Consider the following 12652-nt stretch of genomic DNA (forward strand, 5'->3'; position numbering starts at 1 on the left):
TCGGATCGTCATTGCTTGCGACGTCTACGTTGATCATTCGTGAGGGGATTAAGACCACCGCGGAATTAAGGAAATTGAACAGGATCACCCGCGGCTCTGAACGGCAGCTGCGCCTGTCGAAGCTAAACCATCCCTTCACCGTGGTTACCGGAACTTCCGACATTCCTGCGGTCATCAACAATGCAGTCCGAGAGGAATGGGGCGTCCCTCTTCCGCCTAGGCTCAGGCCGAAAACCATGATTGATGCCGGAGCATTCATCGGCGATACCAGCGCCTATTTTCTCTCACGCTTCGGTGATTTGCGTGTTGTCGCCTTAGAGCCGAATGAGCGAAATTTCAACTTAGCCGAGAGAAATCTCGCCCCTTATGGAAATCGTGTCCGCCTGTTAAAATCCGCTCTGTGGTGGAAGCAGGCCACACTTCGCTTCTCCGGAGAAGCGTTGGGCGGATCGATTGGAGATTCTGGGACGGTGATTTCCGCGACGTCGATTCAGGAGATACTGCGGACGTTGCCTGAAGGGCACATCGATATTTTAAAGATGGATATTGAGGGAGCCGAGGCCGCCATCTTCGAGAACGCACCGGAGGAGTGGCTTCCGCACGTCGATCATATTCTAATCGAGTTGCATAGCGAGCAAATTAAAAATGCCGTTCTTTGCAGCCTTGAGAAAAATGGCTTTGTATGCAGTCGGTACCGTTCAGTTTGGCATGGCCGGCGGAAAACTTGACAATTATCGCGACCTTGATGTGTTTTCAGTTTGTTGCCTCGGAAAGGGAGCAGCAGGGGGCCAGATTGTCGATCTCAAGCTGGTCCCGAAGCGCGCTGTTCGTCATTTGGCGATCGAAGGGCCGCCCACTTCCATCAGGTAGGCGCTGGCGACTTCTCCTGCCGCGTCACATGAGGCAGGAAGATTACGATTTGCTAGCCGAGTCCCGGCAACTGTCCCTTTGCCATCCCCAATGATCGGACACGAGATGAGGTCGCGCGAGACGTTGGACAAAGCGGCGGCAGATGCGCGGCATGCGGGGATTCCGGCGGAAAAACGTCCGCTCATTAAGATAACGCAGTTCATGCGGCGCCCGCGAGCCAACGCCTTCAGCATGGAACGGTTGTTCGAGGACGTTCGCGCCCACCTTCCGCCCGACTGCGCGGTCAAGGTACACACCTGCCGGAATTTTTCGACTGGGCTTTGGGGGCGGCTGCAGGACATATGGCTTGCCCGCCAAAATCAGGGGGAGGTCAACCACGTCACCGGCGACGTTCACTATCTGACGTTCCTCCTGGAGAAACGCCGAACCATTCTCACCATTCACGATTTTGTGTTGCTCGGGCGGCTCAAAGGCCTTACGCGATTACTTGTCTGGTTTCTGTGGTATTGGCTGCCGATCAAGCGCAGCGCGGCAGTGGTGGTGATCTCCGAGAGCACAAAGCGGCAGCTGCTGGATGAGGTTCATTGCCCTCCGGACAAAATTCAGGTCGTCCACAATAATGTGTCCGACGAATTCAGGCCTGTGGCAAAAACGTTCGACATGCAGCGGCCGCGTATTCTGCAGATCGGGACTAAAAAAAACAAAAACGTGGAAAGGGTAATCCAAGCTCTTGAAGGCATGAACGCGGTCCTTGTCGTGATCGGCCCACTGTCGGTACCGCAGCGCGCTCTGCTAAAGCGGCATCGCATAGCTTTCGAGAATTATGTCGGGATTTCTCGCGGCGAGCTGTTGCAACAGTATGTTGCCTGCGACGTGATTGTTTTCACATCCACCTATGAAGGGTTTGGCCTTCCGATTGTCGAGGCAAATGCGGTTGGCCGCCCGGTGGTGACGAGCAATCTCTCTTCAATGCCGGAAGTTGCTGGTGATGCGGCCTGCCTAATCGATCCATTTGACGTGGTTTCGATCCGCAAAGGAATCGAGAGGGTTGTTTGTGACGAAGATTATCGCAATAGCCTTGTGGAGAGCGGACTCAAAAACGCCGAAAAATTTTCGGCCAATGCCGTGGCAATGAAATACGCCGAAGTATACCGTCGTGTCGCGGAAGGTTTGTTACAAGCGTGAATATCACCCATATTGTACCTAGTATTGAAGAAGAGGCAAGTGGACCAAGCTATTCGGTACAAGCACTCAACATTGCCCTGAGATCTCTTGGTGCGCACTCTCGGATTGCCGTTACAGGAGTGGCGCCTGCGATCTCAGAGAACATCTATACGTTTCCGAGGCAAAAGTTTGTCTTCCGCCTCGGCCGGTCACCGGAAATGCTTCGCTGGCTCCGCAACGAAGCCAATGGTCATAAGATTGATATCTTGCATAGCCACAGTCTGTGGATGATGCCGAATGTCTATCCAGGGTGGGTTTCAAGGCGTTCTGGAACACCGTTGATAGTATCGCCTAGAGGCACGCTTTCCAGTTGGGCACTCCAACGGTCTCGTTATACAAAGTTCGCATTCTGGTATGTCTTGCAGAAGCGGGCCATCGAAAACGCAACGCTTTTTCATGTCACATCAGAGGACGAATACAAGGATGTTCGGCGCGCCGGTTTTGGCCAACCTGTTGCAATCATTCCGAATGGTATCAATGTTGCTCCAGGTACTCCGAGCCGCACAGTTGCCGAAAAGAAAACTTTGCTGTTCCTTGGACGCATTCATCCCGTAAAAGGCGTAGATAATTTGCTGCGCGCATGGGTGGCTGTGCAGCAAAAGTTTCCGCAATGGCATTTATTAATCGTGGGTCCAGGCGACGCCGACTATCTGCGGGAAATGTTGTCACTCGCGACCGCATTGGGGGCTGCCAGGACCAATTTCCACGGTCCACTCTATGGGGCTGATAAGATTGCCGCATTTCGAGCAGCGGATCTCTTCGTTCTCCCGACATATTCAGAAAATTTCGGCATCGCTGTCGCCGAGGCGCTAGCGGCCGAATGCCCGGTCATCACCACCAAAGGCGCTCCTTGGTCAGGTCTGATTTCGCGACAAGCCGGATGGTGGATTGATATTGGCGTGGCACCGTTGGTATCCGCATTCGAGCAAGCGATGTCGCAAACACCCGAAACGTTGAGAGCCATGGGGGCTGCCGGCCGCGTTTGGATGCAGGACGAGTTTTCGTGGCAAAACATTGGATCGAGAATGGTTGCAACATATTCATGGGTACAGAATGGCGGTCCTATCCCGCCCTGGATTAGGATCGGTTAAATGGCAACGAACCCACCAGCCGGGGGAAGTGTGACGACGAGTGAGTCCAAGGCAGTTTGGCACGCCGGCTCGACTCCATTGGCAGTGGTGATGATCAGCTACAACGAGGCGCACAACATGGGAGGCGTGCTGGAAAACCTCAAGGGATTTGCCCAAGAAGTTTTTCTAGTTGACAGCTACAGCACTGATCAAACGGTTGACATTGCGTTGAGCCATGGAGTCCATGTTGTTCAGAGACGGTTCCATGGCTTCGGAGACCAATGGAATTTTGCCATAGCAGAGCTCCCCATTACTGCGCCCTGGACGATGAAGCTCGATCCCGACGAGAGACTGACGAACGGTTTAAAAGACAGCATAACGGCAGCAATTAAGGAGGGAAAAGCAGGTGCGTGGAGAGTCCGGCGGCGTCTATGGTTTATGGGATGCCCGCTACCGGTTACACAATTTCTTCTGCGTGGATGGCGTACCGGCACATGTCGGTTCAGCGACGTGCTTGTCAATGAACATCCGTTGGTCTTGGGCAGCATTGGAGATACCCGTGGCGAACTTGAGCACCACGATAGCCCAGACCTGCATCACTGGTTCGATAAGCAGAACCGGTACTCCTCCGCGGAGGCGCTGAGCGCGTTTCGTGGCGCCCCGCTTTCGGCAAAGCCCCGGCTCTTCGGAGTTCCGCTGGAGAGGCGCATGTGGCTCAAACTGTACCTTTCACGCATCCCGCTTCGTTCGCTCATTATTTTCGTCTATTGCTATTTTTGGCAGGGCGCATGGCGTGCAGGTCGACCCGGCTACATTTGGTCACGTCTTCGTGTCGACGTGTATCGAATGCGGATCTTGAAGTTGGCGGAAATGCGCCTTCGGGGTCGCGAGCTCTGGCTAGCAGACCCGGTGCTTGGTCCGGCTCATCCTAACGCCGTTCAAGCAGACCTACGAGAAGACTCATCTGGAGAGGTAAGTCAGATGATGCAGAAGTGAGTTTTGCGTTCAATTAAAATTCGCCGCCAGAGGGTAGAGAACGAAGATGTTATCAAGACGAGCAAAGCATGCATTCTATCTGATGGCCGGACCATTCATGGCATTGAACGGAATCCGAATCCGCTATGTGTCAAAATTGGCAAGAATAATAACAGATGAAAAGAAAAAACTGCACCTTGGACCAGGGCAAAGAAATTACATTGATGGGTGGATAAATGTAGACGCAAATATATTTACCGGAAAATGCGATATATGGGCAGACCTAAGGAACAATTTACCATTTCGTGACGGAAGCGTGGATTATGTATACTCGCACCACGTGGTTGAGCATTTGCCGCGGATTGAAAGCCATTTTAAGGATATTTACCGTGTGTTAAAACCTGGTGGTGTCTATCGGGTTGGAGGACCAAATGGTGACTCCGCCATCAAGAAATTCGTTGAAGGAGATCTGAGCTGGTTTGGCGATTGGCCTGACAGCTATGAGAGCCTTGGCGGTCGGTTCGTGAATTTCATATTTTGCCGGAATGAACATCTGACCATCCTTACGGAGTCGTACCTACAGGAAGTCGCCAAGAGGGCCGGATTTCTTGCAGGAACCGTAAAGTTGCCGACAAAGGAGACCGATTATCCAGAAATTTTTTCAGTGTGCATGGAGAAAGAGCGCCAAGAGGAATCTTCTGCGCCCCGAACCTTAATAATGGAATTCCGGAAGTGACCGGCCATAATCGTCGCCGATATGTTGAAACGAGGAGTTGTGGTTTGTCGCCGGTTTGTGTTCGATCCTCGTACGGCGTTGAGCGGTGCCAGTTTTCTCAGCACAGTGTGGCCAATTGAAACAGATCCTCCAATCTCTCAAGACCGGTACCACCGAGGTTGCCGAAGTGCCTTGTCCGACCGCAGGTAGCGGACAGCTACTGATCCGGTCGTCACGGACGCTGGTTTCCGCCGGCACAGAACGCATGCTGGTCGATTTCGGCAAGGCCGGGTTAATTGGCAAAGCGAACCAGCAACCTGAGCGCGTCAAGCAGGTTATCAATAAGATTCGAACCGACGGACTTGCTCCGACACTCGAGGCCGTACTCAACAAATTAGACCAGCCGCTGCCGCTCGGCTACTGCAATGTCGGAACGGTGTTGCAGGCAGGCGCGGATGTGACCGCCTTTGCACCCGGCGAGCGCGTGGTTTCCAACGGCAAGCATGCCGAAGCGGTGGTGGTGCCGGTCAATCTCTGCGCCAAAGTCCCTGACGGGGTGTCCGACGACGAGGCAGCCTTCACCGTGCTCGGCGCTATCGCATTGCAAGGTATCAGGTTACTCCAACCCACTCTCGGCGAAGCGGTGGTGGTGACCGGGTTAGGGCTGATCGGGTTGATGGCGGTGCAACTTCTTCATGCGCATGGTTGCCGCGTGTTAGCGCTCGACTTCGACGCGCAAAAGTTGGCACTCGCTGAACAATTCGGTGCTAGCACTGTCAGGCTCGGCTCCGGCGAAGATCCGATTGCAGCAGCATCGGCGTTCTCCCACGGCCGCGGCGTCGACGCCGTCATCATCACCGCGTCGACCAAGAGCAGCGAGCCCGTGCATCAGGCGGCGCTAATGAGCCGCAAGCGCGGCCGCATCGTCCTGGTCGGTGTGACGGGGCTAGAACTTTCCCGCGCCGATTTCTACGAGAAGGAACTGACTTTCCAGGTGTCATGTTCCTACGGTCCTGGACGCTATGATACCAACTACGAGGATAAGGGGCAGGACTATCCCTTTGGTTTCGTACGCTGGACCGAGCAGCGGAATCTGGAGGCTGTGCTCGATATGATGGCCACCGGCCGCCTCGATGTCGGACCGCTGATCTCGCATCGTTTTAATGTGACTGAAGCCCAAAAAGCCTATGCGCTGATCGGCGGCGCGGAGCCTTCGCTGGGCATCCTGCTTAACTATCCGGGCGGATCGGACAAATCCGTAGAGGCACTTACACTCCGCTCGGTGATATTGAATCCAGCCGGAACGCCTGCCGGAAAAATCGCACTCGGCTTCATCGGAGCGGGCAATTATGCCACGGCGGTGCTAATTCCGGCGTTCAAGGCGACCGAAGCCCGGCTTGTCCTCGTCGCCTCCAGTGCCGGCGTCAGCGGCGTCTACGCCGGCCGCAAATTTGGCTTCGAAAAAACGACGACCGATACATCATCAGTATTTGTGGATCCCGAAATCAACGCGGTGGTTGTCGCGACGCGGCATGACAGCCATGCCGACCTCGTGTGCCAGGCCATCGAGAAGCGAAAGCATGTCTTCGTCGAAAAGCCGTTAGCGCTTTCTCTCGATGATCTGCGGCGGATTGAAACCGCGCGGGAAAAGGCTGTCGCATCCGCTTTCACACCAGTCGTGGCTCTCGGCTTCAACCGACGCTTCGCCCCGCATGTTCGAAAGATAAGATCGCTGCTCGATGGCATCGGCGGTCCGAAGACTTTCGTGATGACGGTAAATGCCGGCGCGATACCTGCTGAACACTGGACCCAGGATAAAGCTGTCGGCGGCGGTCGGATCGCCGGCGAAGCCTGCCACTTCATCGATCTGCTGCGATTTTTGGCCGCCAGTCGGATTGTTCGCCATGTGACCAGCAGCATGGCCTCAGCGAGCCGCGATACGGTAACGATCCAGCTCGAATTCGCCGACGGTTCAACGGGGACGGTTCTCTATTTCGCAAATGGCAGCAAGGCTTTCTCGAAGGAGCGGCTGGAGGTGTTCGCAAGCGGGCGGATTCTGCAACTCGACAATTTTCGCAAGCTGACCGGCTATGGCTGGCCGGGCTTCAATCGAATGAACCTGTGGCGACAGGACAAGGGCCAGAAGGCATGCGCGGCAGCCTTCGTTCGGGCGGTAGAGGAGGGCGGCGCGCCGCCGATACCGTTCGAAGAGTTGCTGGAAGTAAGTCGCGTCACCATAGAAGCGGCCGAAGCGGCACGCGCATGAACAACACTTCGCCGACCGTGATCGATATTATCGCTGGTGCGCGACCAAATTTCATGAAGATCGCGCCGATCATCAGGGCGCTTGATGAGAGAAAAGTTGCAGGTGGGCGCCTGAGATACAGGCTGATTCACACAGGCCAGCACTATGACTCCCGCATGTCGGCCGATTTTTTTGAACAACTCGACATACCGATGCCTGATATCAATCTCGATGTCGGCTCCGGCACCCAGGCCGAACAGACGGCGGCGATCATGACTCGGTACGAGCGTCTGCTGCTCGACCATCCGAGCAGCCTTTGCCTCGTCGTCGGCGACGTCACCTCGACCATGGCTTGCGCGATTGCGGCGCAAAAGCTTCGCGTGCCGGTAGCGCATGTTGAAGCCGGCATCCGGTCGGGCGACTGGGGGATGCCGGAGGAAATTAACCGAATGGTGACAGACTCCATCACCAACTGGTTCTTTACCACTAGCGAGACCGCGAACGACAATCTGCGTCGCGCCGGCGTTGAAGACGATCGCCTGTTCTTCGTCGGAAACACGATGATCGATACGCTGCTCGCCCATATGGATCGGCTGCGGCCGCCTCCCTTTTGGGACGAATATGGGCTTCTACCGGGCAGTTATTTCGTAGTGACGCTGCATCGCCCGTCGAATGTCGATGCCGGATCATCTTTTGCTCGTTTGCTGCGGGCGATCGGCGAGGGGACGCGGAGTCTGCCGACAATCTTCCCCGTCCATCCGCGCACACGAAAGACGCTGGAGGCGATCGAGGATTTGCCAGCCAATCTCGTTTTCGTCGAACCACAGCCCTACCTCGAATTCAACTATCTTGTCCGGCACGCCAAAGCGGTCATCACCGATTCCGGCGGGATCACCGAGGAGACGACTGTCATGGGCGTTCCCTGCATGACTCTGCGCGACACGACGGAACGGCCAGAGACGGTGAGCATCGGCACCAATGAAATTCTGGGAACAAACCCGGCCAATCTGTCCAGAGCGCTCGACCGCCTCTTCGCCGCCGGCTGGAAGAAAGGCGGAATCCCAGAATTGTGGGACGGTCGAACCGGAGAGCGCATCGTCGCCGCGCTGGAAGAACTGTTTCCGTCCTGATGCCGTCTCTGGAGCAGGCTCGGCTGTTCTGGCACACGGTCCGCTACCTACGGCCCGTACAGATCTACGCGCGCGCCTGGTTCCGCCTAGCCCGACCAAAGCCGGATTTCAGCCCTGCACCGGGCCGACGCTCCGCCACGGGTCTCTGGGTGATGCCAGCGATAAGGTCGCAGAGCCAAATCGGGCCGGAAGTGTTTCGCTTTCTGAACGTCGAGCGGTCTCTGGATCCGAAGGGCTGGGATGACACTAGGGTGGATAAGCTGTGGCGATACAACCTTCATTACTTCGACGATTTGAACGCATTGGAGGCGGCCCGACGTCTCGACTGGCATCGGGTGCTCATGGAACGCTGGATTGCCGAAAATCCGGCGGGAGCTGGCACGGGCTGGGAGCCTTATCCAACCTCGCTGCGCATCGTCAATTGGATTAAATGGGCTCTTTCCGGACGATCGCTTTCGGAAACTGCGCTGCAGAGCCTCGCCGTGCAGGTGCGATGGCTGAACCGGCGTCTCGAATACCACCTGCTTGGCAACCATCTGTTCGCCAACGCCAAGGCTCTCGTCTTTGCAGGGCTCTTTTTCGAAGGAGCGGAGGCTGCTGGTTGGTTGGAGCGAGGCTGCGCGATCCTGGAGCGCGAGGTTCCGGAGCAGATCCTTGAAGACGGCGGCCATTTCGAGCGCAGCACGATGTATCATGCGCTGGCTCTGGAAGATATGCTGGACCTCTTGAACCTGTCCTGCAGCTTTCCGGGGAACGGCCGCGCTCGGTGGCAGGCTTTCGCAGCAGTGCTGCCGGAGCGAATCGATTTGATGCGACGATGGTTGGCGTCGATGTGCCATCCGGACGGCGACATCGCCTTGTTCAATGATGCTGCCTTGGCAGTCGCGCCGTCACCACGGGAGATCGAAGCCTATGCGCTGCGGCTTGGGCTGTCGAGTCTATGCGATCAGGCGACGCGGCACGCGAAAACATGGCTAGCGGAAAGCGGCTACATACGGTTGGACGCCGGTGCCGCGGTCGCCCTACTCGATGTGGCCCCCGTCGGGCCCGACTATCTGCCCGGCCACGCACATGCGGATACTCTCTCGTTCGAACTATCGCTTTACGGGCGACGTGTCCTAGTAAACTCTGGTACCTCGGTCTATGGAACCGGCGCCGAACGAGTACGCCAGCGTAGCACCTCTGCCCATAACACCGTCGTCGTCGCCAACGAGAATTCGTCCGAAGTCTGGTCTGGCTTCCGAGTGGCCCGTCGCGCCCGGCCGTTCGGCTTGATGTTTGATGACAACGACGGGCTGAAAGTCAGTTGCGCGCACGATGGCTATCAACGTTTGAGCGAAAGTCCGACCCATCGTCGGAACTGGGAACTGCGGCGTAACGAGTTCTTGGTTTCGGATTCGGTAACGGGTGGGAATTATAGATCGGAGGCGAATTTTCATTTCCATCCAGATGTTGTGCTGGAGGAGGACGAAACTTGTTCATCGGGACAGGCGGTGTTTCCAGATGGTAACAAGCTGTACTGGAAAATTGAGGTGGGCACAGGTCGTCTGGAACCATCGACTTGGCATCCAGAGTTTGGATTAAACCAGCCGACCACACGCCTTGTCATCTCACTCGTCAAGGGCGAGAGCACGATACGGTTCAGTTGGGACGAAAAGATTGCGCTGGAGCGGTCTGAAAGGTAACCGCGTTCATCATGCACATCCTGTTCCTCACCGACAATTTTCCGCCAGAAGTAAATGCGCCGGCCAGCCGTACATTCGAGCACTGCTGCGAGTGGGTGAAAGCCGGCCATAAGGTTACAGTAGTTACTTGTGTGCCCAACTTTCCCAAGGGAAAAGTCTTCGACGGCTATCGCAACCGGCTCTGGCAGCAGGAGGAGATGGCTGGGATTAGGGTCATACGCGTCTGGTCCTACATTACGGCCAACGAAGGGTTTGCGCGTCGCGTCGCCGACTATATCAGCTACATGGTGACTGCGACTCTGGCCGCACCTTTCGTTCGCGGCGTCGACCTGGTCATCGGTACGTCGCCGCAGTTCTTCACGGCGTGTGCGGCCTATACTGTCAGTCGGCTGAAGCGCATTCCGTTCGTCTTTGAATTGCGCGATCTCTGGCCAGAATCGATCCGGGCTGTCGGTGCGATGAAACAGTCCGCGGTGCTGATCTGGCTCGAACGTGTTGAACTGTTCCTTTACCGCAAGGCCGCGTTGATTGTGTCGGTAACCAATTCCTTTCGCGAGAATCTAGCAGCTCGCGGCGTCAATACGTCGAAAGTCCGCGTGATTACGAACGGCGTCGATTCGACTCGATTTCAGCCACGTGCCAGAGACGAAGAACTGGTCCGCCACCACGGCCTAGAGGGTAAGTTCGTCACCGGTTACATCGGCACGCATGGCATGGCGCATGCGCTAGAGACAATTCTCGATGCTGCCGAAAGGTTTCGCGGGTCTCCCGGTGGCGATGTCTTCCGATTTCTGTTACTTGGTGACGGGGCCAGTAAAGCGGAACTGATGGCGCAGGCGCGCGCGCGGGGCCTCAACTCGGTGATCTTCGTCGATACTGTGTCCAAGGACGAGGTCGTCAGATATTGGTCACTGCTTGATACCTCAATCATCCACCTGAGAAAGAGTGAGCTGTTTCATTCTGTCATACCGTCGAAGCTTTTCGAATGTATGGGCATGGGCATTCCTGTGCTGCTTGGTGTCGAAGGCGAAGCGGCTGGCATCGTCGAGCGTGAGGATATTGGGCTGGTCTTCGAGCCCGAAGATGCAGAGGCGTTGTGCCGGCGTCTGGACGAGTTGTTTGCTGACAAGGATCTTCGGCAGCGATTGAGCCGAAACGGACTTAAGGCGGCCGGACGCTACGATAGGAACGCGCTGGCAACTGAGATGCTCGGATATTTGGATAACCTGGTGTCGAGGGCAGACTGATCCGAACACCTCTTTTTCAGGGAATACCGCGAGAAATGAACGAATTCAGGGAAGATGGCGAGAAATGAACGAACATTTCGGAGTATCAGGCGAAACCTCGCTGGCCGAGCGCCTAGCCACGCGACAAGCGGTGGTAGGGATTATCGGACTCGGTTATGTCGGTTTGCCGTTAGCGGCGGCGTGCGCGCGCGCCGGATTCCCTACGGTTGGCTTAGATGTCGACGAGAGCAAGATAACTCAGCTTAACGCTGGCCAGTCCTATATCGACGCCGTCAGTTCCACCGATCTGGGCGGGTACATTGACAGAAAGAGGTTTCGCGCCACCGCCGACTTCGCCGAACTGTCGATGTGCGACGTCGTGATTATCTGCGTCCCGACCCCGCTTTCCCGCTATCGTGAACCCGATTTGCACTACGTCGAGGCGACGGCCGAAACCATAGCGCGGGAGTTGCGCCGCGGACAGCTAATCGTGCTGGAATCGACCACCTATCCGGGCACAACGGAAGAAATCGTAAAGCCCATACTCGAACGCAAAGGATTGAAGAGCGGCAGCGACTTTTTCCTGGGTTTTTCTCCCGAACGTGAGGATCCCGGTAACGCGATTTTCAAGACCACGACGATTCCGAAAGTGGTGGCGGGCGACGGTCCAGCGGCCGCTTCGATGATCGAGGCGTTCTATGGCGCTGTCGTTGAAAGTGTCGTCACCGTGTCTTCGCCTAAAGTTTCGGAAGCGGTGAAGATCACCGAGAACGTGTTCCGTGCGGTCAATATCGCCCTCGTGAACGAACTAAAGGTGATCTACGACGCTATGGGCATCGACATCTGGGAGGTGATAGACGCTGCCGCGACGAAGCCGTTCGGCTATATGCCGTTCTATCCGGGCCCGGGCCTCGGCGGTCATTGCATCCCGATCGACCCGTTCTATCTCACCTGGAAATCTCGCGAGTACGGACTGTCGACACGCTTCATTGAACTTGCTGGCGAGATCAACATCTCGATGCCACGCTATGTTCTTGGCAAACTCGAAAATGCGCTGGACCGCCTCCAGCAAGTCTCGCTGAGTTCCGCTCGCATCCTCGTTCTTGGCCTAGCCTACAAGAAAAACGTTTCCGACATTCGTGAAAGCCCCTCCTTCAAATTGATGGAAATGCTTGAAGCGCGGGGGTGCAAGGTTGATTTTCATGACCCTCATGCTGCGATTATTCCCATCACACGGGAGCATGCCAGTTTCGCCAATCGGAAATCAGTAGCGCTGAACAGGAGCGGGGTGCAAGGCTACAACGCTATCATCGTCGCGACAGATCATGACGCTGTCGACTATCGCCTCGTTGCCGAGCACGCTCGACTGATCGTAGACACCAGAAATGTGTTTGCGAGAAAGGGAATAACAGCCACCAACCTCATTAAAGCTTAACTGACAACACTGTGGCGCTCGTGGGAAGGACGTCATGCGACCTAATGCACGTCGCGTTTTAAGGGATTGAACGAAGC

General features: G+C 56.0%; 10 protein-coding genes. All 10 read left to right on the forward strand.

What is annotated here, in order from left to right; translation table 11 throughout:
• Positions 1–74: 74 nt before the first annotated feature.
• The 10 genes from X738_RS81225 to X738_RS74175 all read left to right on the forward strand — a co-directional run bounded on the left by X738_RS81225 (position 75) and on the right by X738_RS74175 (position 12575).
• Positions 75–728, forward strand: coding sequence for an FkbM family methyltransferase (locus X738_RS81225; RefSeq protein WP_156942704.1), 654 nt, complete (start codon positions 75–77; stop codon positions 726–728).
• 247 nt (positions 729–975) lie between these two features.
• Complete coding sequence (locus tag X738_RS74145; protein WP_198032907.1) at positions 976–2055, forward strand: glycosyltransferase family 4 protein; 1080 nt, start codon at positions 976–978, stop codon at positions 2053–2055.
• The gene (locus tag X738_RS0143695; RefSeq protein WP_031256480.1) at positions 2052–3185 is read left to right on the forward strand and encodes a glycosyltransferase; all 1134 of its coding nucleotides are present in this window, start codon (positions 2052–2054) and stop codon (positions 3183–3185) included. Before X738_RS74145 ends, X738_RS0143695 begins: the two co-directional genes overlap by 4 nt.
• Positions 3186–4160 (forward strand): glycosyltransferase family 2 protein, encoded by a 975-nt coding sequence (locus X738_RS74150; protein ID WP_084833893.1) that lies wholly within the window; start codon positions 3186–3188, stop codon positions 4158–4160.
• Between the two features lie 97 nt (positions 4161–4257).
• Positions 4258–4875 carry a class I SAM-dependent methyltransferase gene (locus tag X738_RS0143700; protein WP_198032908.1) on the forward strand — a complete coding sequence of 206 codons (618 nt, stop codon included), beginning with the start codon at positions 4258–4260 and terminating at the stop codon, positions 4873–4875.
• Positions 4876–4990: 115 nt separating this feature from the next.
• Complete coding sequence (locus X738_RS74155) at positions 4991–7120, forward strand: bi-domain-containing oxidoreductase (protein WP_031256483.1); 2130 nt, start codon at positions 4991–4993, stop codon at positions 7118–7120.
• Positions 7117–8229, forward strand: coding sequence for a non-hydrolyzing UDP-N-acetylglucosamine 2-epimerase (wecB, locus tag X738_RS74160; protein WP_023802771.1), 1113 nt, complete (start codon positions 7117–7119; stop codon positions 8227–8229). The genes X738_RS74155 and wecB overlap by 4 nt, the downstream gene beginning before the upstream one ends.
• A gap of 251 nt (positions 8230–8480) precedes the next feature.
• On the forward strand, positions 8481–9914 hold the full coding sequence (locus X738_RS74165) for a heparinase II/III family protein (RefSeq protein WP_245277812.1): 1434 nt from the start codon (positions 8481–8483) through the stop codon (positions 9912–9914).
• An 11-nt stretch (positions 9915–9925) separates the two neighbouring features.
• Entirely contained in the window at positions 9926–11161 is a 1236-nt protein-coding gene (locus X738_RS74170) for a glycosyltransferase family 4 protein (protein ID WP_031256484.1), read from the forward strand.
• A 64-nt stretch (positions 11162–11225) separates the two neighbouring features.
• The gene (locus X738_RS74175; protein WP_023802774.1) at positions 11226–12575 is read left to right on the forward strand and encodes a nucleotide sugar dehydrogenase; all 1350 of its coding nucleotides are present in this window, start codon (positions 11226–11228) and stop codon (positions 12573–12575) included.
• The last annotated feature ends 77 nt before the right edge of the window (positions 12576–12652 follow it).

Source organism: Mesorhizobium sp. L48C026A00, assembly GCF_000502375.1.
GTDB lineage: Bacteria > Pseudomonadota > Alphaproteobacteria > Rhizobiales > Rhizobiaceae > Mesorhizobium > Mesorhizobium muleiense.

Excerpts from the sequence above, each read along its gene's own strand:
- X738_RS74145 (WP_198032907.1), top strand. The coding sequence starts at position 976 with ATGAGGTCGCGCGAGACGTTGGACAAAGCGGCGGCAGATGCGCGGCAT.
- X738_RS74170 (WP_031256484.1), top strand. The coding sequence starts at position 9,926 with ATGCACATCCTGTTCCTCACCGACAATTTTCCGCCAGAAGTAAATGCG.
- X738_RS0143700 (WP_198032908.1), top strand. The coding sequence starts at position 4,258 with ATGGCATTGAACGGAATCCGAATCCGCTATGTGTCAAAATTGGCAAGA.
- X738_RS74150 (WP_084833893.1), top strand. The coding sequence starts at position 3,186 with ATGGCAACGAACCCACCAGCCGGGGGAAGTGTGACGACGAGTGAGTCC.
- wecB (WP_023802771.1), top strand. The coding sequence starts at position 7,117 with ATGAACAACACTTCGCCGACCGTGATCGATATTATCGCTGGTGCGCGA.
- X738_RS74175 (WP_023802774.1), top strand. The coding sequence starts at position 11,226 with ATGAACGAACATTTCGGAGTATCAGGCGAAACCTCGCTGGCCGAGCGC.